This window comes from Saccharopolyspora terrae, from assembly GCF_004348435.1.
GTDB classification, from domain to species: Bacteria; Actinomycetota; Actinomycetes; order Mycobacteriales; family Pseudonocardiaceae; genus Saccharopolyspora; species Saccharopolyspora endophytica.
Genome location: NZ_SMKS01000010.1, coordinates 107,535 through 134,463, shown reverse-complemented (window position 1 = coordinate 134,463; position 26,929 = coordinate 107,535). Strand labels below are relative to the sequence as shown.

Here is a 26,929-nt window from a genome sequence, read left to right as displayed (position 1 = left end):
GCCCAGAAGTGCCCCCGGGTGGCCCCTCTCCCCTGCCCGCCAGCAGCACGCGCTCACCTGCTGACTCCGCACGACGCGCAATGGACTGCGGGTGCCGCCGGACCACCGGCCCTGGCACCACCCGCACTCGTCACGAGGAACCGGCCGCCGCCCCTCAGGTCCGCGACGGTGCCGCTGGGGCCGCGTCGTGCGCGAGCTCTCCTCGGCCGCCGCGGGCGCGTCCCGGAGAACGGCGCCGACGCCGACGAACAGCACGAGCGATACCAGGACGGGTGTGACCACCGTGATCGCGTCGTTGAGGTGCCACGCGTACTTGGTCAGCGCGTAGGAGAGGAGCCCACCGCCCCACGAGATCAGCGCCGCGGTCGGCCCGACGTGGCGGAACGGGCGCAGCACGGCGTCGGACCTTCCACGCGCCGCAGCATCCTGACTCCCCAACCCCTTCGGCAACGAGTTGCCAGCAGTTGCCCGAGGCCGCACGCCGCCGTCAGAGGGCGGAGGCGAACACCAGGGGCACCAGCGTGTACATGACGAGCATGATCAGCACCAGGGAGAGCGCGTTGAGCCAGACACCGGCGCGGACCATCTGCTTGATGGAGACCTCGCCGGAGCCGAAGGCCACGGCGTTCGACGGGGTGGCCACCGGCAGCATGTAGGCCGAGCACACCGCCAGGGTCACGGCGATGGTCATGAACAGCGGGTCCAGGCCGAGTCCCACGGCAACGGCACCGAAGATCGGGAAGAACGCGGCCGCGGTGGCCGTGTTCGACGTGAGCTCGGTCAGCGCGAGGCTGACGACGACGACAACGAGCAGCACCAGCCAGGACGGCACGCCGGCGAGGCCGCCGACCTGTCCGCCGAGCCACTCGCTGAAGCCGGTGGCCGTGAACATCGCCGACAGCGACAAGCCCCCACCGAACAGCAGCAACAGGCCCCAGGGGATCTCCTTGGCCGCGGACCAGCGCAGGAGCGGAGTGCCGTCGCTGTTCATCGAGCGCTTCTCCGCGGGCACCAGGAAGCACGCGATGGCGGCGGCCATGGCGACCTGGGTGTCCGAGATCGTGCCGAGGAACGGCAGGGTCTTCTCCACGGCCGGGATGTCAGCGATGAAGGGCACGAAGACCCAGAACAAGATCGCGAACAGGAAGATCGTGCCCACGCGGCGTTCCGGCGTGGTCATGCGTCCGAGCTTCGCCAGTTCGGACCGGATCATCTCGGCACCGCCGGGGATTTCGCCCACCTCCGCGCGGAAGACCAGCTTGGTCAGCACGAGCCAGGCCACGACGAGCATGACGATGGCCCACGGCACGCCCACCAGCATCCAGTGGCCGAACTGCAGGTCGAAGTCGTGGGTCTTCCCGAGGTAGGCCTTCATCAGGGCCATCGGGGGCTGCCCGATCAGGGTCGCGGTGGAGCCGATCGTCACGCCGTAGGCGACGCCCAGCAGCATCGACGCGGCGAACTTCGTGCCCGCGGCCTGCTCGTCCACCGATCGCACCAGCTGCAGGATGGACACCGCGATCGGCACCATGATCACGGCCGTCGCCGTGTTGGACACCCAAGCCGAGATGAAGGCGGACGCGGCCATCAGACCGAACACGATCTGGGCGGGCCGGGTTCCGACGGCCCGGATCGTCAGCAACGCCACGCGCAGGTGCAGGTTGGCCTTCTCCGTGGCCAGACCGAGGATGACGCCGCCCATGACGAGGAAGACGACCGAGTCCGCGTAGGGAGCTGCGACCTCCTTCATGCTGCCCATGCCGAACATCGGGAACAGGACCAAGGGCAGCAGCGAGGTCACCGGGATGGGCGCCGCCTCGGTCATCCACCAGATCGCCATCCAGAGCGCGCAACCGGCCACCGCGCGGCCCTCGAAGGGCAACGAGGACGGCAGGACCAGAGCCAGCACCAGGCCGGCCACCGGACCCAGGGCCAAGAGCCACCAGTGGCGCTTCCCACCGGGGTCGAGAGCATCTCCCTTCTGCTCCGCCGCCGAGGGGGCGGAGTTCTCCGCGGTCGCGGGTGCCGCGTCCGATGACGGCGAGTTCGACTCTCCACTCAGCGGGTCGCTCATTGCACTGCCCTCGAATCCAAGCTGGAAGTGACCGGATTTCAGTGGAAATCCGGGTCCCGATTTCCACTGAAATCCCGTCCCTGACCGCGGTGAGGACGGGGAGACGTTGGTGAGACCACGGGAATCTGAGATCTACCGAACCGTAAGCGCCTGGATCACGGAGGTGAAATACATGTTTCCGCCGGATTGATACATGCGGTGTCTCAACGGGTCGGAGTCGATCTTCCCGAGGGCCAGGGGGTCCGCGCGCTCCCGCAACGCATGTCGGACGCTGCCCGCGACCATCTGCTGGACGTCGGTCTCACCGATCTGGTGCGCGGATCGCGAGGGCAACGCCTCGCAGGGTCAGGCACGGGGTCGGAGCGTGCTGATCCAGCGGCGGGTGTCGGCGGGGTCGATGACGTCGTCGAGCTCGAAGGTGGTGGCCGCGCGCAGCGCGCGCCCTCGCTCGTAGGCATCGGCCACCAGGCTGTCGTAGAGCTGCTGGCGCGCGGCCTCGTCGGGTGCGGCCGCGAGTTCCTTGCTGTAGCCCAGCCGGACCGAGCCCTCCAAGCCCATCCCGCCGATCTCCCCGGTCGGCCACGCGACGGTGAACTGCGGGGCCCGGAACGAACCACCGGTCATCGCCATCGCGCCCAGGCCGTAGCCCTTGCGGAGCACGACCGCGCCGAAGGGCACCGTCAGGCGAGCGCCGAGCACGAACAGCTCGCCGAAGCGCTTCACCGTCGCGTCCTTCTCCGCCTCCGGCCCGACCATGAATCCCGGTGTGTCGCAGAGGGAGACGATCGGCAGCCCGCCCGATTCGCAGAGCGTCAGGAAGTCGCCCAGCTTGTCCGCCGCCTCGGCGTCGATCGCGCCGCCCAGGTGGTGACTGCTGTTGGCCACCAGACCGTGCGCGACGCCCTCCACGCGGACCAGCGCCGTCACGATGCCGACGCCGTAGTCCGGGCGCAGCTCCAGCACCGAGTCCACGTCGACGATGGCATCGATGGCGCTGCGGACGTCGTACGCGCGCAACCGGTTCTCGGGCACCACGTGCCGGGCCAGGCGCGGATCAGGCGCCTCCCACTCGACGCCCTCGCCCGGGGACAGCGGGCTCTGGAAGTACGACAGGTACCGGCGCGCCAGCTCGACGGCGTGCTCGTCGTCCCTGGCGACCAGGTCGACGACACCGTTGCGGCGCTGCACGTCGATGGGGCCGATGTCCTCGGGCCGGTACTCCCCCAGCCCACCGCCGGAGATCATCGCGGGGCCGCCCATGCCGATGTTCGCGTCGGGCGTTGCGATCACGACGTCGCAGGCACCGGCGAGCGCGGCGTTCCCGGCGAAGCAGCGTCCGGAGACGATCGCCACCGTCGGCGCACCGCCGCGCAGCGATCCCAGCAGGCGGAACGTCGGAACGTCCAGCCCTGCAACGACATCCACGTCGGTGTCACCGGGTCGGCCACCGCCGCCCTCGGCGAACAGCACCACGGGCACCTTCCGGTCCCGGGCCACGCCGAGGATCCGGTCGGTCTTGGCGTGGTTGCGCATGCCCTGCGTCCCGGCGAGCACCGTGTAGTCGTAGGAGATCACCACGGTCTCGGCCGCTGTCCTGCCGAAGCGGTCCGCGCCGATGGTCGCGACACCGCCGACCAGCCCGTCGGCCGGGGTGTTGGTGATCAGGTCCTGTTCGGACCGTCGGCTGCGCTGGGCCGCGAGGACCAGGGACCCGTACTCGACGAAGCTGTCCGGATCCACCAGATCGCCGATGTTCTCGCGCGCGGTCCGGCGACCCAGCCGGTGGCGCTTGGCCACCGCCTCGGGACGGGCCGAGTCCTGGGTGATGGCCTGCCGCTCGTGCAGCTCGTCGAGGTCCGGCCGGGAGGCGTCCAGGTCGAGCTCGGAGTGGGATTCGGCCTCCACCTCGTCGGTCCGCGCGAACACCACGAGCGGATCGCCCGGTGCCACCGTGCGGCCCGGCGGCACGAGCGCGCGCACCACGCGCGCCGCGTGATCGGCGGACAGGACGTGCTCCATCTTCATGGCCTCCAACACCGCCAGCTGACCGCCCGGGGGAACCTCGTCGCCTTCCGCGGTGGTCGAGACGACGGTGCCCGCCATCGGAGCGCGAACGACCTCCTCCCCCGGCCGCACCTCCAACGCAGTGCCGGATGAGGGAACGGAGGTGCCCGCCTCGGCGACCAGTCGTTCGACGTTCTCAGCCAGGAACGCGGTGCTCACGGGACCTGCGCGCAGCTCGTCGTCGACGAGCAGGGCGCGCAGGAAGGGGATGTTCGTGGCCGCGCCCTCGATCGCGAACTCGCTCAGGGCCGCGTCGAGCTTGGCGAGGGCGGTGGCGCGAGTTCCCGCGCGCACGATCACCTTGGCCAGCAGGGAGTCGTACCGCGGGCTCACGACCAGGCCCGGCAGACCGAAGGTGTCGACGCGGACCCCCGGACCGGTGGGCGGGGCGAACGTCGTGAGCGTGCCCGCTGTCGGCGTCGCGCCGCCAACAGCGGTCATCGTCTCCAGGTTCACCCGGGCCTGCACCGCCGTGCTCGCAGCCGTCGCGGGTTCGCCGCGCACGCCGGACCCGTCGGCCACCACGCCGTCCGGGAGCGCGAGGTCGTGCAGCCCGGCTCCGTCGGCGAGGGCGAGCTGCGCGGCCACCAGGTCCACACCGATGATCTCCTCGGTGATCGTGTGCTCCACCTGGATCCGGGGGTTCACCTCCAGGAACGCGAACTCCTCGCCCCGCACCAGGAACTCCACCGTCGCCAGACCGCAGTAGCCGAGGCTCGCGCACAGCCGCGCCGCGACCTCGTGCGCACCGCGACGCACCCCGGGCTCCAAGCCGGCCGCGGGGGCGATCTCCAGCAGCTTCTGGTGCCGCCGTTGCAGGCTGCAATCCCGGTCACCGAGCGCCAGGGCTGCCGTGCCGTCCGCGACCACCTGGACCTCGACGTGCCGGGCACCGTCGAAGAGGGCCTCCGCGAACACATCCCGGTTCCCGAAGCCCAGCTCGGCCTCGTCCGCGCACGCCCGGTACGCCTCGGCCACCGCGTCGGCGTCGCGAACCACCCTCATGCCGCGACCGCCACCACCGGCCAGCGCCTTGATCATGATGCCGCCCGGGTTCTCGGCGAGGAACGCGCGCACCTCGTCGACCGTGGCGGCACCCGCGGTGGCGGGCAGCACAGGTGCGCCGACCGCCACCGCGGCGGCGCGGGCCGATACCTTGTCCCCCAGGGTTTCCAGGACCGCCGGGTCCGGTCCTGCGAAGGCGACGTGGGCTGCCGCGCAGGCTCCCGCGAATTCCGCGTTCTCCGAGAGGAATCCGTACCCGGGGTGCACCGCGTCGGCACCGGACCGCGCGGCCGCGGCCAGCACCGCCGCCTGGTCGAGGTAGGCGGCCGGACCGGCTCCGACCAGCGGAAACGCCTCGTCGGCGGCGTGCACGTGCGGCGTGTCCGCGTCGTCCTCCGCGTACAGGGCAATGGTGCTGACCCGCATCTCGCGGGCGGTGCGCACGACGCGCAGCGCGATCTCACCGCGATTGGCGATCAGGAGCTTCTTCATCGTCACGAACCCTCCGTCTACGCGCGGTCACCGGCGGACAGCTCTGCGGCGCGGTCGAGCAGGTCGCCCTTGCGCACCTTGCCCGTGGCCGTCATCGGCAGCTGGTCGACGACGACGAAATCGGGCACCTTGTACCCGGCCATGTTGTCCTTCGCCCACGCGCGCAGGTCCTCGCTCGCGGTGCTGCCGTCCACCACCACGAAGGCCACCGCCACTTGGCCTTTCGCGCGGTCGGGACGGGGAACCACCGAGACCGAGCGGATCGCCGGGTGCAGGCGCAGCAGGGCTTCGACCTCGGACGGGAACACGCTCATCCCGTTGGTCTTGATCATCTCCTTGGCGCGCGCCAGGTAGTGCAGGGCTCCCCACTCGTCGAGCCGTCCCACGTCGCCGGTGTGCAGCCAGCCGTCGCGGATCGTCTCGGCGGTCGCGTCCGGCCGACGGTAGTAGCCGGTCAGGATCGACGGGCTCCGCACGATGATCTCCCCCGACGTGCCCACCTGCACCGGATCGCCGGAGTCGTCGACGATCAGGACGTCGGTCCCCGGAACGGGCAGCCCGCAGAACACCGGGTCGGCGTGCAGGTCCCGATCGCCGTCCTGGAACCCGAGCGTGAAGGTGTCGGCCGTGTGCGTCTCGGTCATGCCGTACGACGCCTCCCGCAGGACGCTGCCCGTGGCCTCCCGCCACCGCGCCCGGACCTCCGGGGTCAGCTTCAGCACGAACGAGACCGCCAGCGCGTTGCGCAGCGACGACACCCGCGCGCCCTCGAAACCGGGCCCGTCCATCAGCTCCACGTAGTTGTCGACCGTGGCGACCAGGTCGGTCACGCCGTGCCGCTCGACGAGGGCGACGGCTGCGGCCGGGTCCCAACGCGTCATCAGGACCACCTGCTGGCCGTTCACCAGCGGCTTGAGGACGCCGAAGTCCTCGCCGGCGATCCAGAACACGGGCAGGAAGTTCAACGACACGACACCGGGATCACCCACCTGCGTCCCGCCGGCCACGCTGGCCGTCGCCGCCGTGTAGACCATGTGGCGCTGGGTGTGCTCGCAGCCCTTCGGCAACCCGGTCGTCCCGCCGGTGTAGTTGAGCGCCGCCAGCGCATCGGGGTCGGTCGGCCGCAGCTCAGCGGGCGCCGAGGCGCTGATCTCGGCCCAGTCCGAGCGCTCGGCGGTGAGCTCGAACGGCACCGGCACGTCGGGTTCGGCGGTGAGCAGGTCGGCGAGGCCGGTGTAGGCCACGTGCCGCACGGGCGCGTCGGCGCGCACCGATTCGACGAGGTCGGCGAACGAGTCCTGCGCCAGGAGCACCGTCACCCCGGCGTCCTCCAGCTCGTACCGCAGCTCGTGGCCCCGGAACATGGGGTTGATCGGCACGTGCACCGCGCCCGCCTTGAGAACGCCCACCATCGCGATGAGGAACTGGGGGCAGTTGCTCAGGAACACGCCGACCCGATCTCCCGGCGCCACACCGCGTTCGCCGAGCCAGCCGGCGAAACGATCGCTCAGCTCGTCGTACTCGGCGTAGGTGATGTCGCGGCCGTAGAACGAGATCGCGACGGTGTCCGGGCGGGTCTGGGCCCAGTGCCGGAGGTGTTCGGGCAGACCGGGCACCTCGACGGGGTGCACGACGGTGCCCGGCACCTGATCCGGCCAGTGGGCCGCCTGCAGGCGGCGGACCTCGGCCAGGGCCTCTTCACGGCGGGACGACGGCATTCGGGCCTCCTAAGGTGCGGGCCGCGAGTCGGCGACGACGCCGACGGCGCGCTCGGTGAGCCGGATGTGATCGTTGATGAACTGCTCGCGGTCCTCGTCGGGAGCGCGACCGAGGCGGGCGGCGCCGCGGACGATCGAATCGCTCAGCATCGACACCAGCTGCTGGGGCGGCACGCACGGATCGATCGTGGCCGGGTCGAGCCCGGACAGGTAGTTGGTGAAGCGCCGCTCCAGCCGACGCCGCAGCGTGCTCCACAGCGCGTCCACGTCGGGGTCGACCCCGGCGCGGCTGTCGATCTGCGCCACGAGCGACCCGTTGGCGAAGATCGCCTCCGCGAAGGCGCGAGTGGTCGACCGCAGCACCGTGACCGCGGGGAGGGACTCGATCCCGTCCAGCTGCTGGGTGGATTCGAGCTGGGCGCAGACCTGCTCGGTGACCGCGAGGAACGCCTCGTCCTTGGATCGCAAGTAGGCGTAGAACGTCGGGCGCGAGGTCTGCGCCCGGGCCGCGATCAGCTCGACCGTGGTCGCCGCGTAGCCGAGGTCGTCGAAGCAGGCGGCGGCAGCAGCGAGCAGCTCCTCCCGCCGAGGTCCCGACGTCTCCCGGCGATTGGCCCGCGCGCGCTCCTGGGCATCACTCGTCGTCACGACTCCATTGTCGTGACCTCGGTGCCGACCTTCGGCGCGCGTCCGGGAAGCGGACATCAGGGCGTTGACAAGCCTTGTTCGGGAACGGCTTTGGGGTCATCGCACGTCGATGCGGATGTCAAAGCAGCCCCTCCTGAACGAGTGACAGCGCGTGATCCCGACCCACACTCGTTGACGTTGACGTTCATGTCAATACGCGGGCCGAGACGACTCGGGCGAGGTGCGGACGCCAGGTGAGCCGACCCACTTCCGGTGCAGGCCAACCGGACTTCGGGCGTCCACTTGTGATCTCCCGGCGCGGTGGTCCGGCATCGAATTCGCGGCGTCGACGGCCTTTCGCTTCACCGGGTTCATCGAACGTACGTCCCGACTGACGAGGCTGGTGAGCTGTTTCGATCGTTCTCACGTGGAGTCGCACATGGATCTCTCTCGCAGGCAGTTCGTCAACCGCTCACTGCTGGGCGGCATCGGGATCGCCCTCGTCGGCAACGTCGGAGCAGTGACCGCCGCCGCGCCGGCCGCCGCCGAGAACGGCCGGGCCGCCGCCGGTTACGGTCCGCTGGTGCCCGATCCCGCGGGACTGCTGTCGCTTCCCGCCGGTTTCAGCTACAAGATCGTCACCGAAGCCGGCAGGACGAAGCTCGAATCCGGCGAAGCGACGCCGCAGAAGCACGACGGCATGGCCGCCTTCCTCCGTCCCGACGGCGGCAGCGTGATCGTGTACAACCACGAGATCAAGGTCAGCCAGAACCCCGAGTTCCCGGTGCCCCGGCTCGACGGGCTCACCTACGACCCGGTCTCCCCCGGCGGCTGCACCGTCGTCGAGGTCGACGCCGAGGGCAACCGCATCAGCGAGCACGTCGCCCTGGCAGGCACCTCCACCAACTGCGCTGGTGGCCGCACCCCGTGGAACACGTGGTTGAGCTGCGAGGAGACCGAGGACAAGGCCGGTGAGGACGGGCAGCAGTTCGACCACGGCTACACCTTCGAGGTCGACCCCTACAACCGCGAGGCGAACCTGAACCCGAAGCCGATCAAGGCGCTCGGCCGGTTCTCCCACGAGGCGGCCGTCGTCGACCCGAACACCGGGCACATCTACCAGACCGAGGACGCGTCGGGCCCGAACGGCCTGTTCTACCGCTTCACCCCGCCGGCCTCCGCGCTCCCGCTGGGCCCCGGAAAGCTCCGCGCTCTCGGCGACGACGACGGCACCTTCGAAGCCATGAAGGCCGCCGACAAGTCCGGCCAGCACGTCGACGACCTGTCCCGCGCGACCGAGGTCGGCACCACCTACGGCGTGACCTGGGTGGCCGTTGCGGACCGCGCCGCGGCCACGACCTCGATCCGCGAGCAGTTCGCCGACGACCAGATCACCCGGGGCCGCAAGCTCGAGGGCGCCTGGTGGGGCGACGGCGGCACCTACTTCGTCTGCAGCTACGCCCGGCTCGAGGACAGCCCGGGCACCCCGCACGACGGTCAGGTGTGGTTCTACAACCCGCGCAACCAGACCATCGAGCTCAAGCTGCGGTTCGAGTACGACCAGGACGACAGCGCCCACTTCGACGGTCCCGACAACATCACCGTCTCCTCCCGCGGCAACGGCCTGATCATCGCCGAGGACGGCGACGGGCAGCAGCACCTGTTCGGAGCGACCTTCGAGGGCCAGACCTACCCGCTGGCCCGCAACGAGATCAACACCGGAACCGAGGCCGAGCCGGAGTACAGCGAGTTCTGCGGCCCCGTCTACTCCCCCGACGGCAACACCCTCTTCGCCAGCGTCCAGAACCCCGGCGTCCTCTACGCCATCACCGGCCCCTGGGACCGCCTGCACGGCGCTTGATCCATCCCACCACCACAACGACGACACCCCGGCCAGCGAAGACCTGGCCGGGGCGCAGTCGTCACCACCCGCGGACCGAACCAACCCGAAGGACGCTCGATCGGCCCGGACGTGACGTCCCGCACCGGGTTCCACGATTACCGCAGTAATCCGTCCCCGGAATACGGCGGTAATCGGGTAACGGAATACGGCGGTATTCCGGGTGGGTGCCCGGAATACCGCCGTAGTCGGGTTCCTGTTTACCGCCGTGTTCCGGAACCTCTCGATGCAGCCACCTCGCCGAAGCCAGTCGTCAGGCTGCTGGGCGGGCGTTGCGGATTTCTTCGCGGAGGACGTCCGGGCGGTCGCTGATGATGCCGTCGACGCGGTTGGCGATGAGCGCCCGCATCAGGGTCGGGTCGTTGACCGTGTACGGGTTGATGCGCATGCCGTGCTCGTGAACAGCGGCGACGTACTCCGGGGTCGCGGCCGAGTGGTGCGGGTTGACCTGGTTGGAGTAGGTGGCCACCTCGGCGAGCTGGTCGGTGGTCGGCGCACCGAGGACACCCACCTGGACCGCCGGGAGCAGGCCGTGGAAGTGGCGGATGAAGTCCCAGTTGAAGCTCTGCACCACCAGGTGCTGCGCCAGCGGGTCGGGCTGCATCCACTGAGGACGCTGCTGCAGCTCACCGGCGATGCGCTCGGCGATGCCCGGGTAGAGCTCCGGCGCCTTGGCCTCCAGCAGCAGGCCGGAAGCAGTGCGCTCCAGCTCGTCGAGCACCTCGGCGAAGGTGGGCACGACGGCGCCGGTGTAGCGCGGGTCCTTCCAGGAGCCCGCGTCGAGCGTGCGGATCTCCTCCAGCGTGAAGTCCGAGACCCGCCACGGCGCCCGGTCGGGGAACTTCTGCTCGACGTCGGTGGTGCGCGACAGCGTGGTGTCGTGGATGACGACCAGCTGCTCGTCCTTGGTCTGCTGGACGTCGATCTCGACGAGGTCGGCCTGCATCTCGGCGCCCAGCCGGACGGCGTCGAGGGTGTTCTCCGGCGCGTACGCGGACGCCCCGCGGTGGGCGATGTTGGTGACGGTGGCGGTCGGCTCCGCGGGTGCCGCGGTCACCGCCGTCGTCACCGTCATCGTCGTGAGCAGCGCGGCTGCGGCCACCGCCGCGACCCGGTGCAGCATAGGTCGATCTCCTCGTCCGTGTCAGTTTTGTCCGGAAGGACGGGAGAATACTGCGGAGGTCCGGTGTCGCGGACCTGATCACCGCCTGGCCCAGCGGTGTCGCCCACCTGAACGTTGCACCGCCAACACCAGCGCGGCCGGAGGTCAGCCGGCGAGCTGCGGGTACAGCGCGGTCAGGTCGGCGGACAGCCCTGCCTTGACCTGCCGCGAGATGTCGTCGGCGAGCACCTCGTGCGCTCCCGCCCGGATGCCCTCGACCGCCAGCCGGGCGACCTCGGCCGCGCTGACCTTGGGGGCGTCGACCCCGGCGGCCATGTCGGTGTCCACGTACCCCATGTGCAGGCCGGTGACGGCGATGCCGCGGCCGTGCAGCTCCAGGCGCAGCGAGTTGGTCTGCGACCACAGGGCCGCCTTGGAAGCGCTGTAGGACCCGCCGTTGCCCAGCCAGGACAGCACCGAGTGCGCGTTGAGGACGTGCCCGCCGCCGTTGCGCTCGATGATCGGCGCGAAGGCGCGGGAGACCAGGAGCGGGCCGTAGAAGTTCGTCTCGAACTCCCGCCGGATGTCGTCGATCGAGGAGTCCAGCATGGGAACGGCGACGGAGCCGCCCGCGTTGTTGATCAGGATCGTGACGTCCCGGCGAGTTCGGCGGCAGCCGCGACGGAGTCGGGGTCGGTGACCTCCAGCTCCACCGGAACGGCGTCCGGGCTCACGGTCCTCGGATCACGGGCCGTGGCGTAGACCTTGCTCGCACCGCGTGCGAGCAGCTCCTCCACGAGCGCCTTGCCGATGCCGCGGCTGCCACCCGTGACGAGTGCGACGGCACCTTCGATCTCGGTCATCTTCCAGCTCCCCACCGTGCGAGTTCCAGCGTCAGTCCAGGGTCACGACGACCTTGCCGTTGGCGCGTCCCAGCTCGACGTGCGCCATGGCTTCCGGGAGGTCGTCGAAGGGGAAGGTCCGGTCGAGCACGGGCCGCAACGCGCCGCTGTCGTAGAGTCCGGCCAGCTCAGCCAGCTGAGTCCCGTTGGCGCGCATGAAGAAGAACGAGTAGCGCACCCCGAGCCTCTTGGCCCGCTTGCGGATCTTGCGGCTCATCAGCGACAGGACCGGCTTGAGCACGGATCGGCCCAGCTGCTCGGCGAAGGCCGGGTCGGGCGGACCGACGACGCTGATCGCCAGACCTCCTGGCTTGAGCACCGACAGCGACTTCTCCAGGTTGGTTCCGCCCAGCGAATCGAGCACGACGTCGTAACCGTCGAGCACGTCGCTGAAGTCCGTCGTCCGGTAGTCGATCACCTCGTCGGCGCCGAGCTTCCGGACCGCCTCGGCGTTCTCGGCGCGCGCGGTGGTGGCGACGTGGGCGCCGAGGTGTTTGGCCACCTGAATGGCGGTCGACCCCAAGCCCCCGGCCCCGGCGTGCACGAGGACCTTCTGCCCGGCCTCGACGTGAGCGACGTCGACGAGCGCCTGCCACGCGGCCAGCGCCACGAGCGGCACCGCGGCGGCCTCCTCGAACGACAACGACCGGGGTTTGTGCGCCACGTCGTCGGAGTCCATCGCGATGAACTCCGCGAACGCGCCGATCCGAAGATCGCGAGGCCGGGCGCAGACCTCGTCGCCGACCGCGAACCGGCGGACCGAGGCACCCACCTGGGTCACGACACCGGCGACGTCGTGGCCGAGGACGAACGGCCGCTCGTAGCGCAGCAGCTGCTTGAACTCGCCGTTGCGGACCATCTTGTCCAACGGGTTGATCCCAGCCGCCCGGACCTGCACGAGGACGTCTCGATCTCCCGGCACCGGCTCCGGCACGTCGGCTGATCGCAATCCGTCCGCACCGTAGGACTCGACGACGAACGCCTTCATCGCAACGCCCTCCTGCGCCGACATCATTGAATTACGACCGTACTCCAATTAAGCTAGCACGGGCCGCCGGTGGCGGACCAGCACGTGAGGAGCAGTGGTGCGGTACGGCAAGGAGCACAAGGACGCCACGCGGCGGAGGATCGTCGAGACCTCCGGCCGCCGGTTCAAGCAGGACGGCATCGACGGCTCGGGCGTCGCCACGCTCATGAAGGACGCGGGCCTGACCAACGGCGCCTTCTACAAGCACTTCACGTCCAAGGACGACCTCGTCACGACCGTCGTCACCGAGCAGCTGACCGAGCAGCGGGCCATGCTCGACGAGCGCGCCCCGGACAGGGCCGGCCTCGAGCGGTTCATCCGCGACTACCTCTCCCCCAGGCATCGCGACGCGCCCGAGCGCGGCTGCCCGTCCGCGGCGCTGCTCGACGAGATCGGTCGCTGCGACGACACCGTCAAGCGGGCCTACACCGACGGCCTGGTCACCATCGCCGACGACATCGCCGCGCGCATCGCCCCGGACGACCCGCACTCGGCACGCGAACGCGTCCTCGGCCTCTTCGCCACGCTCTTCGGGACGCTGCAGCTCGCCCGCGCGATGGCCGACCCGATCCTCTCCGACGCGATCCTCGACCAGGGCATCAGCAACGCCCTGGCGATCCTGGACGACGCGACGCCGAACTGACACGCACCCCCAGCGAACGGATTCGACCATGACCACCGCAAAGCGGACCACCTTCGCCGACGTCAGCCGCATCGACGAGATCTCACCGGGCGCGTTCACCGCCGAAGCCGATCCGGAGTGGACCATCGGCGGCAAACCCAACGGCGGCTACCTGCTGGGCATGTTGGGACGCGCGGCAACGCAGTCGGCCACGCACCAGCACGTGCTCGCCGCGAGCGCCCACTACCTGAGCTCCCCCAAACCCGGCCCGATCCACCTCGTTACCGAAGTGCTGCGAACCGGCCGCTCCGCGAGCCAGGTGCGCGCCCGCATGAGCCAGGACGAGAACCCCTGCGTCGAAGCGACGTTCACCCTCGGAACCCTCGCGCAAGACTCGACTCCGCAGTGGACCGACGGCACGCCCGAACCGGGGCCCTTCGCGCAGGACGACTGCGAGCCGGTCAACGGCGCCCGCGGCGTGGCCATCCTGGACCAGGTCGACCTGCGCATCCACCCGGACGACTCCGGTTTCAGCCGAGGCACCCCGAACGGTTCCGGCGTCCTGCGCGGCTGGCTCGGACTCCCCGACGGCGAGCACTTCGACCCGATCTCGCTGCTCTACGCCGTCGATTCCTTCCCACCGGCCACCATGAACATCGCGATCACCGGCTGGGTCCCCACCCTGGAGCTCACCGCCTACGTCCGCGCGCTGCCCGCACCGGGACCGGTGCGGATCCTGCACAAAGCACAGCTCATCGACGACAACCGGGTCGACGAGTCCTGCTTCGTCTGGGACAGCCGCGACCGCCTCGTCGCCCAAGCCACCCAACTCGCAGGAATCCGCCTCAACCCACCCGAATGACAGGACGACCAGCTCTGACGGGACAGGAGATGCCATGCCCGCTCGACCTCTCACGGTGGCGTTCGACGTCGTCGAGACGCTGATGTCCCTGGAGCCCCTGCGGCCCCGGTTCGCGGACGCGGGCCTCGCACCCGAGCTGCTCGAGCGCTGGTTCGACCGGCTCCTGCGCGACGGCATGGCCTTGACCCTCGCCGGTGACTACGAGCCCTTCCCCGCCGTCGCCGCTGCCGCGCTGAGAACCCTCGCCCGCGGCGACATCGACGACGACACCGTCGCCCACGTCCTGGCCGGGTTCCACGACCTCCCCGCGCACCCCGACGTCGAACCCGCCATGCGCACGCTCTCCGACGCGGGCATCTCCATGATCTGCCTGAGCAACGGCACCGCCGAGACCACGGCCAGGTTCCTCCAGCGCAACGAGCTCGATCACCACATCGACCAGGTCATCAGCGTGGCCGACGTCCACAGCTGGAAGCCACCCGTCCGCGTCTACGAGCACGCCCTCGACGAGATCGGCCAAGCCCCGCACGAGGTCGCCCTGGTCGCCGTGCACGCGTTCGACTGCCACGGAGCGAAACGAGCCGGACTCACCACCGGCTGGGCCGGCCGTCACGAAGGCCACTACGGCGACGTGTTCATCCCAGCGGACATCGTCGGGCACGATCTCGTCGACGTCGCCCAGCAGATCGCAGCGCTGCCCGAAAGCGGGCGTCACGCGTGAAGGCGAGCGGTCCCCTGCCTCGTCCACGGGCGAGGCATTGCAGCGAAACCGGCGGACCATCACCCTTATGGAGCACTCCCGGGCAGTGTGCCTGGTTGCGTAGGATCGCTGACCGCGATCGCGATCTTCTAGGGGGAACGAATGCCGGAGCGCCAGTTCGGCGAGCACTTCGATGCGTCCGCCGAGGCGGGCGGAACCCGTGACGACATCGGGCTCTCGAAGCACGAGGTCGACACCTCGCTGCCGAACCCGGCCCGCATCTACGACTACGGGCTCGGCGGCGACCACAACTTCGCCTCCGACCGGGAGGCTTTCCACAAGCTGCTCGAGGTCGATCCCGACTCGCGGACCGTCGTGCGCTCCAACCGCGCTTTCCTCCGTCGTGCCGTGCGCTTCTGCCTGGAACGCGGCATCACCCAGTTCCTCGACCTCGGTTCGGGCGTCCCGACCGTGGGCAACGTCCACGACGCCGCGCACGAGATGAACCCCGACGCCCGCGTGGTCTACGTGGACAACGAACCGATCGCCGCCGCGCACACCCGGCGCCTGCTCCAGGACCAGCCCAACACGGCGATCATCCAGGAGGACCTGCGCGATCCCGAAGCCGTGCTCAACGCACCGGAGACGACGGAACTGCTCGACTTCTCGCAGCCGGTCGGGTTGATGATGGCCGCGGTGCTGCACTGGGTCGGCGATGACGTCACCGACCTGCTCGCCCGGTACCGCCGAGCGCTCGCCCCCGGAAGCGCGCTCGCCATCAGCCACCTCACCGACGAGGACCTGCCGGAGCAGATGCGCGAGGTCGAAGCGATCTTCGACGAAACGAGCGTCCCGGTCACCTACCGGCCACGTTCCCAGGCCTCCGAGCTGTTCACCGGATTCGACATCGTCGAACCCGGAGCCGTGTACTGCTCGGAGTGGCGCTCAGAACCCCACGAATCCCTCGCCGAACCCGAGCGGACCAAGATCTGGGCCGCCGTCGGCATCAAGAGGTGACCAACGGGTACCTGCCCGACGTGATGACGCCTCCGTCATGGCTCTCCAGCGCAAAGCAATCCATAAGCAGTCTCTAGTCCAGGCCGCGGTGGATCGTGGGGCCGTCCTCTTCGAGCACGCGCTCGAAGGCGTCCAGGACGTCGTCGGCGGCGGATCGGCGGTCGCCTCCGATGACAGCGCCTCTCGGCGCGGGATCGCCGGATTCATCCGGTTCCACGACGGTCATCGTGGTTCTCCGTTCCGGGTCGGCTCGGTGAGGACGCGGTGCACGAGGCGTGCGGCCGTGCGAGCGGTGCGGGAATCGATGTCCAGGTCCGGGTTGAGCTCGGCGACGTCGCACAGCGCGAGCTTGCCGCTGGCCGCGACCCTGCGGCAGGCGTGCTCGACGGTCTCCACGGGCACCCCGAACGCGGCCGGTGCGCTCACCCCCGGTGCCGCGGCAGCCGGGAGGACGTCCAGGTCGATGGTGAGGTGGACCAGGTCGCAGCGGTCGAGAAACTCGTCCAGGAAGCCGTCCACCAGCGGCCGGTCGAACACGCCGCAACGGTCGTCGGTGAGGTAGCGGACCCCCAGCGAGTCGGCGGTGGCGAACAGTTCGGCCGTGTTGCTCGGCTGGCTGATCCCCAGCACCGCGTAGCGGAAGTCCGCTCCCCTGGCGCGTTCTCGTTCTGCCATCTGCCGGAACGGGGTGCCCGAGCTCGGAATCGGATCGGCGCGCAGGTCGAAGTGCGCGTCGAGGTTGAGCACGCCGATGCGGGCGCCTCGCACCACCGGCTCCGAGTTCACCAGGCCCAGGTAGCTGCCGAAGGCCACCTCGTGCCCGCCGCCGAGGACCACCGGGAGCTGGCCGGCGTCGAGCAGACCGGTCACCACGCGCCCGAGTTCGCGCTGGCCCGACTCCAGATCGCCTGCGGTGACCTCGACGTCGCCGGCGTCGAAGACGCGCTGCGGGGACGGCAGCGCCATCGAGGCGAGAGCGCGGCGCAGCGCGTCGGGACCCTGCGCGGCGCCCCGACGTCCCTTGTTGCGGCGAACGCCCTCGTCGCTGCGGAAGCCCACGAAGGCACAGGCCCCCGGTTCCGCGGTGTCGTCCCACCGCTGCACGACGTGGTGCCAGCGGAGGTGCTCGTCGCCGGGACCGTCGTCGCGACCGGCCCACCCCGGCAACGACCTGCTCGCGGTGCCACGCATGGCCGAATCTCCTTTCACCGTCAGTGGTCCGGGCGCCCGGGCGGGGCTCGTGCCAGTGCCGCCCGGGCACCCGAGTTCGATCAGCTGCTCAGCGTCGGGATGTGGATCCCGCGGTCCCTCGCGACCGAGGCCGCGCGCTCGTAACCGGCGTCGGTGTGGCGCAGCACCCCCATGGCCGGGTCGTTGGTCAGCACGCGGGCGAGCTTCTGCGCGGCGAGATCCGTTCCGTCGGCGATGCAGACCTGCCCGGCGTGCATGGAACGCCCCATGCCGACACCACCGCCGTGGTGCAGCGACACCCACGACGCACCGGAGGAGGTGTTGACCAGCGCGTTGAGCAGCGGCCAGTCGGCGATCGCGTCGGATCCGTCGGCCATCGCCTCGGTTTCGCGGTACGGCGAGGCGACGGAGCCCGAGTCGAGGTGGTCGCGGCCGATGGCGACGGGTGCCGACAGCTCCCCGGAGGCGACCATCTCGTTAAACTTCAGCCCGGCGAGGTGACGTTCGCCGTAACCCAGCCAGCAGATCCGCGCGGGCAGCCCCTCGAACTGAACGCGCTCACCTGCCAACGTGATCCACCGGCGCAGGTGGTCGTTGTCCGGGAACAGCTCCAGGATCGCCTTGTCGGTGGCGGCGATGTCGGCCGGGTCGCCGGAGAGCGCGGCCCACCGGAACGGTCCGAGCCCCTCCTCGAAGAGGGGGCGGATGTGGGCGGGCACGAATCCCGGGAAGTCGAAAGCGCGGGCGTACCCGGCCTTGCGGGCCTCGTCGCGGATCGAGTTGCCGTAGTCGAAGACCTCCGCGCCCCGATCCAGGAATCCGACCATCGCCTCCACGTGCCGGGCCATGCTGGTGCGGGCGCGTTCGGTGAAACCGGCGGGGTCCCGCTGCGCCTCCGCCTGCCAGCTGTCGAGCTCGACGCCCAGCGGCAGGTAGGACAGCGGGTCGTGGGCCGAGGTCTGATCGGTGACGATGTCGATGGGCACGTCCATGGCCAGCAGCTGCGGGAAGACCTCCGCAGCGTTGCCGCGCAGGCCGATCGACAGCGGCTCGCGCGCGTCGCGGGCGCGGCGGGCGAGTTCCACGGCCTGATCGACGTCGGCGGCCTCGACGTCGAGGTAGCGGTGGTCGATGCGGCGCTGGATGCGCTGAGGATCGCAGTCCACGCAGATCGCCACGCCGTCGTTCATCGTCACGGCCAGCGGCTGCGCCCCGCCCATGCCGCCGAGGCCCGCGGTCAGCGTGATCGTGCCCGCCAGGGTCCCCCCGAACCTCTTTCGCGCGACCGCGCCGAAGGTTTCGTAGGTGCCCTGCAGGATTCCCTGGCTGCCGATGTAGATCCAGGAGCCCGCGGTCATCTGCCCGTACATCATCAGGCCCTCGGCCTCCAGCCGGCGGAACTCCTCCCAGTTGGCCCAGTCGCCCACCAGGTTCGAGTTCGCGATCAGCACGCGCGGGGCCCACTCGTGCGTGCGCAGCACGCCCACCGGCTTGCCGGACTGCACCAGGAGGGTTTCGTCGTCGGCCAGCGTTCGCAGCGACTCGACGATCGCGTCGAAGGCCGCCCAGCTGCGCGCCGCCTTGCCGGTACCGCCGTAGACGACGAGGGCGTCCGGGTTCTCGGCCACCTCGGGATCGAGGTTGTTCATCAACATCCGCAGCGCTCCCTCCTGCTGCCACCCGCGGCAGCTGGGGGTCGTGCCGCGCGGAGCGCTGACGGGCCGGGCGCCTTCGGCCGTGTGATCGCTGGTCATGGGGAACTCCGAAGTCGAAGCGAACTGGTGACGAGGTCATGCAAACCCGGCGTCTGATCGACGGCCAAGGCCGGGAGGCGACATTCTCGGATCCGAGACCGGTCCCGACTGGCCTCGCACGACGAGTGGTCCACACCGGATAAACTGGTCGTCTGCTTTCGGCGGAGATCGACGGACGGGACGGTGATCGGCGTGGCCATCGACGCGCAGGACGTCGCCGCGCTGTTCGGAGCGAGCCGTCGCGAATCGGCGCCCGCCTACCGCCGCCTGAAGAACGTGATCACCGAGCAGATCGGCACTGGCAGGTGGCCCGAGGGCGAGCTGCTGCCCTCGGAGAACCAGCTCGTCGACTCGCTGGGGTTGTCGCGCATGACGATCAACCGGGCGCTGCGCGAGCTGAGCTCGGACGGGCTCCTCGTGCGGATGCCCGGTGTGGGGACCTTCGTGGCCGAGCGCAGGAGCAGCTCGGCCCTCTACGGGGTGCGCAACATCGCCGAGGAGGTCAGCAGGCGCGGGCGCCGGCACCGCACGGACGTCGTGTTCGTGCGGGAGGAGCCCGCGGACCGGCGCGCGCACCGGATGTTCGGCATCCCCGAGGGCAGCCCGATCTACCACTCGCGCGTGGTCCACTTCGAAGACGACAGCGCCATCCAGCTCGAGGACCGCCACGTCCACCCCGACCTCGCCCCGGAGTACCTGCAGCAGGACTTCACCGAGCGCACGCCCAACGACTACCTCTCCCGGATCGCTCCGCTGGGCAAGGGAGAGCACATCGTCGAGGCGGTGCTGGGCACCGCTGAGGATTGCGCCTCGCTCGGCATCGATGCGGCGGAGCCGTGCCTGCTGATCCACCGCCGAACGTGGTCGGAGGGACAGCTCGTCAGCGCGGCTCGTCTGCTGCACCCCGGATCTCGCTTCCGCTTGGAAGGCACCTTCGACTCCTTGTGAGCCGCAGGGCTTCAGGCCGTCGGCGCGCGCCCGTGCAGGCTCACCGTGAGCTTCGCCGCTCCTCGGCGGAGGACTTCGCCGACCTCGCGCGGGTCGCGGTCACCGCAACGCCGGGACCAGGTCGTGCTCAGCGCCGCCACCGGCCTGCCCTCGTGGTCGTGGGCTGCCGCTCCGACCGACCGCAGGCCCTCCGAAACGAGCTCGACCTCCTCCGACCAGCCGCGACGGCGGTCCCGGTCGAGGATCCGGTGCAGGTCGCGCAGGGAGCGCGGGCCGCTGCCGGTGCGGGTGACGAAGGCACCTGGGCGGGAGAACAGGGCCGCCAGCTGCGCGTCGGAGGTGCCGGCCAGCAGCGCCCGGCCGTTGGCGGTCAGGTGCGAGGGCAACCGGACTCCGACGTCGGTGATGAGCGCGACGTCCGCGGACGGACCCGACGCGGGTCGTTCCTTGAGCAGGTACACGGTCTCGGTCCCGTGCAGGATCCCGAGGTGCACCGTCTGGCCGAGGCTGCGGGCCAGGCGCTCCAAGATCGGCTGGGCGAGTCGTTCCAGCGGTTCCTGCCGCAGGTAGGCCGATCCGATCTCGAACGACGACACCCCGAGGCCGTAGGCCTTCTCGCTGGGCACGTAGACGACGAAACCGCGATCTTCCAGGACCGACAGGATGTGGTACACCGACGAGCGCGGCAGCCCGAGGTCGCGGACCAGCGCCGATGCGCGCACGGGCCCGGGCCGCTGGGCGAGTCGGACCAGGATGTCCAGCGCACGGCCGACCGCCGGCGAGGTGCTCGATTCCGTTCCCACGGATCTGCCTCCACCCCTTGACGCAAATGTATATACAGCACTATACCTATCGCGGTCGTTCGTGAGCGTGTTGCACGGCACAAGCCGATGGACGCTCCGGATGCCCACCCACATCCAGCCGCCAGCTAGGGGAACAATGTCGTTCCCGAGGGAGGACATGGTGAAAGAACGCACGGCGGCGCTGAGTCGAGGTCTCAACGCACGGCACATCCGCTTCATCGCGCTCGGCTCGGCCATCGGCACCGGGCTGTTCTACGGATCGTCGGGAGCCATCGGCCAAGCGGGACCGTCAGTGCTGCTGGCCTACCTGATCGGCGGCGCGGCGGTGTTCATGGTGCTGCGCGCGCTCGGCGAGATGGCCGTCGACGACCCGGTGCCCGGTTCGTTCGGCGAGTACGCGAGCAGGCACCTCGGTCGCCTGCCCGGGTTCTTGACGGGATGGACCTACGCCTTCGAGATGATCATCGTCTGCATCGCGGACGTCACCGCGCTGGGCGTCTACATGGGGTTCTGGTTCCCCGACGTGCCCAGGTGGATCTGGGTGCTGGCGACCCTGTTCATCATCGGCGCGGCCAACCTGCTCACCGTCAAGGTGTTCGGGGAGCTCGAGTTCTGGTTCAGCCTCGCCAAGGTCGGCGCGATCATCGCGATGATCCTCGGCGGCACCGCCGTGCTGGTCTTCGGCTTCAGCGGCGACCACAGCGCGGGCGTGAGCAACCTGTGGTCGAACGGCGGGTTCTTCCCGATGGGCTTCGAGGGCTTCGTGCTCTCGTTCGCGGTCGTGATGTTCGCCTTCGGCGGCACCGAGATCATCGGCGTCAGCGCCGGTGAGGCCGCGGACCCGCACAAGACGATCCCCCGCGCGATCAACACCGTTCCGGTCCGGGTCCTGCTGTTCTACGTGCTGACCCTCGCGGTGATCATGTCGATCGCCCCCTGGCAGACGATCGGTTCGTCCGGCAGCCCCTTCGTGCAGATCTTCGAGAACCTGGGGCTGAGCTCGGCGGCAGGCGTTCTCAACGTCGTCGTGATCACGGCCGCGCTGTCGGCGATCAACAGCGACATCTTCGGAGCGGGCCGGATGCTCTACGGCATGGCCCAGCGCGGGCAGGCACCGGCGATCATGCGGCAGGTCTCGCGCAACGGCGTGCCCTGGATGACCGTGGTCATCATGACCGGCGCCCTGCTGGTCGGCGTGGTGCTCAACTACGTCATCCCGGAGAACGTCTTCGAGATCATCGCCTCGATCGCCACGTTCGCGACCGTGTGGGTCTGGCTGATGATCGCGCTCTCCCAGTACCGGGCGCGCCGGGCGATGAGCCCCGAACGGGCGGCCGCGCTGCGCTTCCCCGCTCCGCTCTGGCCGCACGGCCAGCTGATCACGATCGCCTTCCTGGTGTTCGTGTTCATCGTGCTGGCCTTCTCGTCGGACACCCGCATCGCGCTCTACGTCGGCGCGACGTGGATCGCGCTGCTCTCGCTCCTGCACTGGCTCCGCGTCCGCAACGACGAGGACGCCGCGCTGGACGCCGAACAGCTGAGCTCCCCCAGCACCCGCTGAACGACGCCCGTCCCCGCGGACGGGAAATCCCCTCCCGCCACCGCCGCGCGCACCCCGCGCGCGGCGGGACTCCACCCTGCCTCGGCACCCGTGGCGCCGAGGAACCAATCCTGAGGAAGAAGGTGCGCGCATGACTGCGCGGAAGACGACCGAAACCGCTCCCGAGAACACCACTTCGCCCGTCCAGGTGGGCGTGGGCGCGGTCGGCGCGGCCGACGTGGTGCGCGTCGCGCGCGACGGCGCAGCGGTGGAGCTCACCGACGACGCGCTGACAGCGATCGCGGCCAGCCGCGTTCGGATCGAGAGCCTGGCCGAGGAACCCAAACCCGTCTACGGCGTCTCCACCGGTTTCGGCGCGCTGGCGACCCGGCACATCCCGAACGAACTCCGGCAGCAGCTGCAGAAGAGCCTCGTGCGCTCGCACGCCGCCGGGACCGGGGCGGAGGTGGAGCGCGAGGTCATCCGCGCACTGATGCTGCTGCGACTGTCCACATTGGCCACCGGCCGCACCGGCGTCCGCCCGGAGGTCGCCACCGCCTACGCCGCGCTGCTGTCCGCCGGGATCACCCCGGTCGTCCACGAGTACGGCAGCCTCGGCTGCTCCGGGGACCTCGCCCCGCTCGCGCACGTCGCGCTGGCCCTGATGGGCGAGGGGACGGTCCGCGACGCCGAGGGCCGGTCGATGCCGGCGGCCGAGGCCCTCGCAGCGGCGAACCTCGCCCCGGTCGAACTCGCCGAGAAGGAGGGGCTCGCGCTGATCAACGGCACCGACGGCATGCTCGGCCAGCTCGTGCTGGCCTGCCGCGACCTGCGCGACCTGCTCCGGCTCGCCGACATCACCGCCGCGATGAGCGTGGAAGCGCAGCTGGGCACCGACCGGGTCTTCGCCGCCGACCTGCAAGCGCTGCGCCCGCACCGAGGCCAGGCCAGCGCGGCGGCCAACATGCGGCTGCTGCTGGCGGGTTCCGGCATCGTGGCCAGCCACGCCGGCCCAGACTGCACCCGCGTGCAGGACGCCTACTCGCTGCGCTGCGCGCCCCAGGTGGCAGGAGGCGCCCGCGACACCCTCGCCCACGCCGAGGCGGTCGCGGACACCGAACTCGCCAGCGCGATCGACAACCCCGTGGTCACCACCGACGGCCGCGTCGAGTCCAACGGCAACTTCCACGGCGCGCCGGTGGCCTACGTGCTGGACTTCCTCGCCATCGTCACGGCCGACCTGGCCAGCATCAGCGAACGGCGCACCGACCGGTTCCTGGACCCCGCCCGCAACCACGGCCTGACCGCCTTCCTGGCCGACGACCCGGGCGTGGACAGCGGCCACATGATCGCCCAGTACACCCAGGCGGCCATCGTCTCGGAGCTCAAGCGGCTGGCGGTACCGGCGAGCTCCGACTCGATCCCCTCGTCGGCGATGCAGGAGGATCACGTCTCCATGGGCTGGTCCGCGGCACGCAAGCTCCGCCGCGCGGTGGACGGACTCACGCGCGTCCTGGCGATCGAGGCGCTGACCGCGGCACGAGCGCTGGACATGCGGGAACCCCTGAGCCCCTCCCCGGCGACGGCGGCCGTGCGCGACCGCATCCGCCGCGAGGTTCCCGGTCCCGGCACCGACCGCCACCTCGCGCCGGAGATCGAGGCCGCGGTCGAGCTGTGCCGCACCGGCGAACTGGTCGCCGCCGCCGAGAACGTCGTCGGGCCGCTGGCCTGAGCCCGACGCGGGGACCGTGCCGCGCACGGTCCCCGCGATCACGGCCGGCGGCGGTGACCTCCTCGCTCAGGACGTGGGTGCTTAGAAACCTGATATTGCCCGCGCGGCAGCTCGCTGGACCTCCGAGGTGTTTGAGGCCCACCGACCACGGCAACCCGAAATCATGGACGCACCTACGGCGAACGTCTCGCAGCAGAAGCTGCTGGCGATCTACCTCAACGACCACCTCGCCGGAGCCACCGGTGGCGTGGAGCTGGCCGCTCGCGCCGCGCGTGCCAATCGGGGACGAACGCCCGGCATCTCGGCGCGCATCAGGGCGCTGACCGAGGAAGTCCGCGCAGATCGCCGAAGCCTGCGGGAGATCATGGCCGCGCTCGGGGTGAAAACCGCGCATCACAAGGTGTTCGCGGCGTGGCTGGGTGAGAAGGCGGGCCGTTTCAAGCTGAACGCCGGAGTGTTCCGGCGCTCCCCGCTGAGCGCGTTGATCGAGGTCGAAGCCCTCCACTTGGCGGTGCAGGGCAAGGCTCGCGGTTGGCGCACCCTCCTCGCGGCCGCCGAACGGCAACCAGGCCTCAACGCGGAACACCTGCGCACGCTGCTCGATCGCGCCCAGCAGCAGCTCACCGAGCTCGAGGACCTCCACCACGAGGTGGCCACGCAGGTGTTCGGCGCGCGCGGACACCGGCCGGCCTGACACCGCGGACGCGCCCGTCCTGGTCATCGTCCCCCCTGCTGCGACGTCCGGGCGTCAGCGTTCCGGGCCCGGCACCGGTTTCCCGACCACCGGTCTGGTCCACTGGGGACTTCTTCCGGGGGATGAGCGAAGTGCACCGCCCGCACCGCGGGTTCACCTCGGCGGAGCTCGGGTACCCGCGGCGCACAGACGCTGTGGAGGACGCATGACCATCGAACTGCCGAGCACCGACCAGGCGGCCACCGGCGAAGGCGAGGTCTACTTCGTCGGCAACGCCACGACGGTGATCCGCTACAACGGATTCTCGATCCTCACCGACCCCGCCTTCCTGCACGCGGGCGACCACGTGCACCTCGGCCACGGCGCCTACGCTCGCCGGGAGGTCGAACCCGCCTGCCAGATCGCCGATCTGCCCCCGATCGACCTCGTCGTGCTCTCCCACCACCACGGCGACCACTTCGACGACGTCGCGGCCCAGGAACTCGACAAGGACCTCCCCATCATCACCAACCACCACGCGGTCCCCTTGCTCCGGGAACAGGGCTTCTCCCGCGGGCATCCGCTCGACACCTGGGAGTCGCAGGACGTCGTGCGCGGTGACGCCCGGCTCAGGGTGACGTCGATGCCGGGCAAGCACGCCCCCGATCACGTCGCGCACCTGCTTCCGCCGGTGATGGGCAGCATCTTCGACTTCAGCACCGGCGGGCAGCACCAGTTCCGCCTGTACATCAGCGGTGACACCTTGCTCCACGACCGGCTGCACGACATCCCGCGCTGGTTCCCCGACATCGACCTCGCGCTCATCCACGCCGGCGGCACCACGCTGCTGGGAACCGTCGTCACCATGACCGGGGAACAGGCGGTGCGCGCGGTCGAGATCATCGGCCCCTCCACGGCGATTCCCATTCACTACAACGACTTCTCGGTCTTCCGGTCCGGCCTCGACGACTTCCGCGGGGCGGCGTCCCGAGCGCAGGTCGGAACCGAGTTCCACTACCTCGCCCACGGAGAGAGATTCCTCTTCCACAGCAACCGGACGAGCCCGTGAGCCGCTGAGGGCCCCCCTCCGCACGCCCGTGGAGCGGCCTCGGTACCGCGCACTTCGCCACGGAGCGTCAGAGCCGGCGTCGCCGCGACACCGCGGCAGCCGCCAACGCGGCCCCACCGACCACCGCGACAGCCAGGGAACCGTGACGTTGCGACGCCCACAGCTGCCAACTGCGATTCCTCGACCTCTCGTCGAACACGCCTCGAGCCCCGTAGTCCCGGCCCGAAGCGCCGTCGGCGGGCGCCCACAAGTTCGCGGGCCGGCCGGGATCGGAGAACACGTCAGCCTGCTGGGCCGCATATCCGTAGCGCGCGAGGTAGCGGTCCACAACGCCCGGCGCGACGGCGTTGGCGATCAAGGTGCCCACCGTGCTGCCCCCGCACCAGTGCTCACGACGACGAGGGTGATCGGCCGCGTGCACCACGGCCCGGGCCGCCACCTCCGGCTGGAAGATCGGCGGCAGCGGCTGGGGATGCTTCGGCAACCGGGACAGCACCCACGAGAACTGCGGCGTGTTCACGGCGGGAAGCTGCACCATCGTCACCCGAACACCACTGCGGTCGTGCAGCAGCTCGCACCGCAGCGATTCGTGGAAACCTTGAACGGCGTGCTTGGAAGCGCAGTAGGCCGACTGCAACGGGACTCCCCGGTACGCCAACGCCGAACCCACCTGCACGATCGTTCCTCGATCGCGCGGACGCATCCGCTCCAGCGCTGCGTTCGTCCCGTGGACGAATCCGAGGAGGTCCACCTCCACGACACGACGGAACTCCTCCGGAGCGATCTGCGAGAACGGCGCGAACACCGAGGTGAACGCCGCGTTCACCCAGACGTCGATCGGGCCCAGGCGTTCCTCGACCTCGTCGGCGGCGTCGCTGACCTGCTCCTCATCGGCGACGTCGACCTCCAGCGGCAACGCTTCGCACCCGGCGGTCCGGGCCTCCTTCGCGGTGGCCTCCAAACCTGCCCGGCCCCGGGCCAGCAAGGCCACGCCTCGAGCGCGCCGAGCGTATTCGCGGACCACCGCACGCCCCACACCACCGGTCGCGCCCGTGATCACGACGACCTGCGACCGCGCTGCGTTTCGCACTCCCGGACCCACCTTCC

23 protein-coding genes and 1 pseudogene are annotated in these 26,929 nt (G+C 70.2%); 10 read left to right on the top strand and 14 right to left on the bottom strand.

Annotated features, from left to right (window positions below):
- The 5 genes and pseudogenes from E1181_RS09525 to E1181_RS09505 form a co-directional block, all read right to left on the bottom strand.
- Window positions 1-396, bottom strand: a pseudogene (locus E1181_RS09525) (hypothetical protein); the annotation flags it as partial.
- Between the two features lie 91 nt (window positions 397-487).
- Window positions 488-2,074 (bottom strand): SLC13 family permease, encoded by a 1,587-nt coding sequence (locus E1181_RS09520; RefSeq protein WP_207922076.1) that lies wholly within the window; start codon window positions 2,072-2,074, stop codon window positions 488-490.
- Between the two features lie 345 nt (window positions 2,075-2,419).
- Window positions 2,420-5,635 (bottom strand): acetyl-CoA carboxylase family protein, encoded by a 3,216-nt coding sequence (locus tag E1181_RS09515; RefSeq protein WP_132673615.1) that lies wholly within the window; start codon window positions 5,633-5,635, stop codon window positions 2,420-2,422.
- A 17-nt stretch (window positions 5,636-5,652) separates the two neighbouring features.
- Window positions 5,653-7,353 (bottom strand): AMP-binding protein, encoded by a 1,701-nt coding sequence (locus E1181_RS09510; RefSeq protein ID WP_132673603.1) that lies wholly within the window; start codon window positions 7,351-7,353, stop codon window positions 5,653-5,655.
- Window positions 7,354-7,362: 9 nt separating this feature from the next.
- Entirely contained in the window at window positions 7,363-8,001 is a 639-nt protein-coding gene (locus tag E1181_RS09505; RefSeq protein WP_235876649.1) for a TetR/AcrR family transcriptional regulator, read from the bottom strand.
- Window positions 8,002-8,419: 418 nt separating this feature from the next.
- Here E1181_RS09505 and E1181_RS09500 point away from each other — a divergent pair, with 418 nt between their 5' ends.
- On the top strand, window positions 8,420-9,841 hold the full coding sequence (locus tag E1181_RS09500) for an alkaline phosphatase PhoX (RefSeq protein ID WP_132673601.1): 1,422 nt from the start codon (window positions 8,420-8,422) through the stop codon (window positions 9,839-9,841).
- A 292-nt stretch (window positions 9,842-10,133) separates the two neighbouring features.
- Here the strand turns inward: E1181_RS09500 and E1181_RS09495 are convergent, their stop codons facing one another.
- The 4 genes from E1181_RS09495 to E1181_RS09485 all read right to left on the bottom strand — a co-directional run bounded on the left by E1181_RS09495 (window position 10,134) and on the right by E1181_RS09485 (window position 12,872).
- Window positions 10,134-11,003, bottom strand: a complete 870-nt coding sequence (locus E1181_RS09495; protein ID WP_132673600.1) for a glycerophosphodiester phosphodiesterase — start codon at window positions 11,001-11,003, stop codon at window positions 10,134-10,136.
- 144 nt (window positions 11,004-11,147) lie between these two features.
- Window positions 11,148-11,591 carry an SDR family NAD(P)-dependent oxidoreductase gene (locus E1181_RS32750; protein WP_328590868.1) on the bottom strand — a complete coding sequence of 148 codons (444 nt, stop codon included), beginning with the start codon at window positions 11,589-11,591 and terminating at the stop codon, window positions 11,148-11,150.
- Window positions 11,592-11,623: 32 nt separating this feature from the next.
- Window positions 11,624-11,845 (bottom strand): SDR family NAD(P)-dependent oxidoreductase, encoded by a 222-nt coding sequence (locus E1181_RS32745; RefSeq protein WP_328590867.1) that lies wholly within the window; start codon window positions 11,843-11,845, stop codon window positions 11,624-11,626.
- 31 nt (window positions 11,846-11,876) lie between these two features.
- Window positions 11,877-12,872: an NADP-dependent oxidoreductase gene (locus E1181_RS09485; protein ID WP_132673599.1), complete on the bottom strand. Its 996-nt coding sequence runs from the start codon at window positions 12,870-12,872 to the stop codon at window positions 11,877-11,879.
- 97 nt (window positions 12,873-12,969) lie between these two features.
- Here E1181_RS09485 and E1181_RS09480 point away from each other — a divergent pair, with 97 nt between their 5' ends.
- From E1181_RS09480 to E1181_RS09465, 4 genes are all read left to right on the top strand, one after another.
- A complete protein-coding gene (locus E1181_RS09480; protein ID WP_235876648.1) occupies window positions 12,970-13,554 on the top strand; it encodes a TetR/AcrR family transcriptional regulator in 585 nt (194 codons plus the stop codon).
- A 28-nt stretch (window positions 13,555-13,582) separates the two neighbouring features.
- A complete protein-coding gene (locus E1181_RS09475; RefSeq protein WP_132673597.1) occupies window positions 13,583-14,395 on the top strand; it encodes a thioesterase family protein in 813 nt (270 codons plus the stop codon).
- 34 nt (window positions 14,396-14,429) lie between these two features.
- Window positions 14,430-15,116, top strand: coding sequence for a haloacid dehalogenase type II (locus tag E1181_RS09470; RefSeq protein ID WP_132673596.1), 687 nt, complete (start codon window positions 14,430-14,432; stop codon window positions 15,114-15,116).
- Window positions 15,117-15,257: 141 nt separating this feature from the next.
- On the top strand, window positions 15,258-16,112 hold the full coding sequence (locus tag E1181_RS09465; RefSeq protein ID WP_132673595.1) for an SAM-dependent methyltransferase: 855 nt from the start codon (window positions 15,258-15,260) through the stop codon (window positions 16,110-16,112).
- A 73-nt stretch (window positions 16,113-16,185) separates the two neighbouring features.
- On the opposite strand, the gene E1181_RS31385 is transcribed toward E1181_RS09465, so the two are convergent.
- From E1181_RS31385 to hutU, 3 genes are all read right to left on the bottom strand, one after another.
- Window positions 16,186-16,338, bottom strand: a complete 153-nt coding sequence (locus tag E1181_RS31385) for a hypothetical protein (protein WP_165944573.1) — start codon at window positions 16,336-16,338, stop codon at window positions 16,186-16,188.
- Entirely contained in the window at window positions 16,335-17,303 is a 969-nt protein-coding gene (hutG, locus tag E1181_RS09460) for a formimidoylglutamase (RefSeq protein WP_132673594.1), read from the bottom strand. The genes E1181_RS31385 and hutG overlap by 4 nt, the downstream gene beginning before the upstream one ends.
- Before the next feature lie 80 nt (window positions 17,304-17,383).
- Complete coding sequence (gene hutU, locus E1181_RS09455) at window positions 17,384-19,057, bottom strand: urocanate hydratase (protein WP_132673593.1); 1,674 nt, start codon at window positions 19,055-19,057, stop codon at window positions 17,384-17,386.
- Between the two features lie 192 nt (window positions 19,058-19,249).
- On the opposite strand from hutU, the gene hutC reads away from it, so the two are divergent.
- Window positions 19,250-20,005, top strand: a complete 756-nt coding sequence (hutC, locus tag E1181_RS09450) for a histidine utilization repressor (RefSeq protein WP_235876647.1) — start codon at window positions 19,250-19,252, stop codon at window positions 20,003-20,005.
- 11 nt (window positions 20,006-20,016) lie between these two features.
- Here hutC and E1181_RS09445 read toward each other — a convergent pair whose 3' ends face one another.
- Window positions 20,017-20,808, bottom strand: a complete 792-nt coding sequence (locus tag E1181_RS09445; protein WP_207922075.1) for an IclR family transcriptional regulator — start codon at window positions 20,806-20,808, stop codon at window positions 20,017-20,019.
- Between the two features lie 157 nt (window positions 20,809-20,965).
- Between E1181_RS09445 and E1181_RS09440 the strand changes: the two genes are divergently transcribed.
- The 4 genes from E1181_RS09440 to E1181_RS09425 all read left to right on the top strand — a co-directional run bounded on the left by E1181_RS09440 (window position 20,966) and on the right by E1181_RS09425 (window position 25,822).
- Window positions 20,966-22,369, top strand: coding sequence for an amino acid permease (locus E1181_RS09440; RefSeq protein ID WP_165944572.1), 1,404 nt, complete (start codon window positions 20,966-20,968; stop codon window positions 22,367-22,369).
- 130 nt (window positions 22,370-22,499) lie between these two features.
- Window positions 22,500-24,080, top strand: coding sequence for a histidine ammonia-lyase (gene hutH, locus E1181_RS09435; protein ID WP_132673589.1), 1,581 nt, complete (start codon window positions 22,500-22,502; stop codon window positions 24,078-24,080).
- Between the two features lie 163 nt (window positions 24,081-24,243).
- Window positions 24,244-24,774 carry a hypothetical protein gene (locus tag E1181_RS09430; protein WP_132673588.1) on the top strand — a complete coding sequence of 177 codons (531 nt, stop codon included), beginning with the start codon at window positions 24,244-24,246 and terminating at the stop codon, window positions 24,772-24,774.
- Between the two features lie 205 nt (window positions 24,775-24,979).
- On the top strand, window positions 24,980-25,822 hold the full coding sequence (locus tag E1181_RS09425) for an MBL fold metallo-hydrolase (RefSeq protein WP_132673587.1): 843 nt from the start codon (window positions 24,980-24,982) through the stop codon (window positions 25,820-25,822).
- Window positions 25,823-25,889: 67 nt separating this feature from the next.
- Here E1181_RS09425 and E1181_RS09420 read toward each other — a convergent pair whose 3' ends face one another.
- Window positions 25,890-26,912 (bottom strand): SDR family oxidoreductase, encoded by a 1,023-nt coding sequence (locus E1181_RS09420; protein ID WP_132673586.1) that lies wholly within the window; start codon window positions 26,910-26,912, stop codon window positions 25,890-25,892.
- Between the last annotated feature and the right edge of the window lie 17 nt (window positions 26,913-26,929).

Bases quoted from the DNA above. Each gene is read 5' to 3' on its own strand.
- E1181_RS09520 (WP_207922076.1), bottom strand. From the start codon at position 2,074: ATGAGCGACCCGCTGAGTGGAGAGTCGAACTCGCCGTCATCGGACGCG.
- E1181_RS09515 (WP_132673615.1), bottom strand. From the start codon at position 5,635: ATGAAGAAGCTCCTGATCGCCAATCGCGGTGAGATCGCGCTGCGCGTC.
- E1181_RS09510 (WP_132673603.1), bottom strand. From the start codon at position 7,353: ATGCCGTCGTCCCGCCGTGAAGAGGCCCTGGCCGAGGTCCGCCGCCTG.
- E1181_RS09500 (WP_132673601.1), top strand. From the start codon at position 8,420: ATGGATCTCTCTCGCAGGCAGTTCGTCAACCGCTCACTGCTGGGCGGC.
- E1181_RS09495 (WP_132673600.1), bottom strand. From the start codon at position 11,003: ATGCTGCACCGGGTCGCGGCGGTGGCCGCAGCCGCGCTGCTCACGACG.
- E1181_RS32750 (WP_328590868.1), bottom strand. From the start codon at position 11,591: ATGCTGGACTCCTCGATCGACGACATCCGGCGGGAGTTCGAGACGAAC.
- E1181_RS32745 (WP_328590867.1), bottom strand. From the start codon at position 11,845: ATGACCGAGATCGAAGGTGCCGTCGCACTCGTCACGGGTGGCAGCCGC.
- E1181_RS09485 (WP_132673599.1), bottom strand. From the start codon at position 12,872: ATGAAGGCGTTCGTCGTCGAGTCCTACGGTGCGGACGGATTGCGATCA.
- E1181_RS09475 (WP_132673597.1), top strand. From the start codon at position 13,583: ATGACCACCGCAAAGCGGACCACCTTCGCCGACGTCAGCCGCATCGAC.
- E1181_RS09470 (WP_132673596.1), top strand. From the start codon at position 14,430: ATGCCCGCTCGACCTCTCACGGTGGCGTTCGACGTCGTCGAGACGCTG.
- E1181_RS09465 (WP_132673595.1), top strand. From the start codon at position 15,258: ATGCCGGAGCGCCAGTTCGGCGAGCACTTCGATGCGTCCGCCGAGGCG.
- E1181_RS31385 (WP_165944573.1), bottom strand. From the start codon at position 16,338: ATGACCGTCGTGGAACCGGATGAATCCGGCGATCCCGCGCCGAGAGGC.
- hutG (WP_132673594.1), bottom strand. From the start codon at position 17,303: ATGCGTGGCACCGCGAGCAGGTCGTTGCCGGGGTGGGCCGGTCGCGAC.
- hutU (WP_132673593.1), bottom strand. From the start codon at position 19,057: ATGACCAGCGATCACACGGCCGAAGGCGCCCGGCCCGTCAGCGCTCCG.
- E1181_RS09440 (WP_165944572.1), top strand. From the start codon at position 20,966: ATGGTGAAAGAACGCACGGCGGCGCTGAGTCGAGGTCTCAACGCACGG.
- hutH (WP_132673589.1), top strand. From the start codon at position 22,500: ATGACTGCGCGGAAGACGACCGAAACCGCTCCCGAGAACACCACTTCG.
- E1181_RS09430 (WP_132673588.1), top strand. From the start codon at position 24,244: ATGGACGCACCTACGGCGAACGTCTCGCAGCAGAAGCTGCTGGCGATC.
- E1181_RS09425 (WP_132673587.1), top strand. From the start codon at position 24,980: ATGACCATCGAACTGCCGAGCACCGACCAGGCGGCCACCGGCGAAGGC.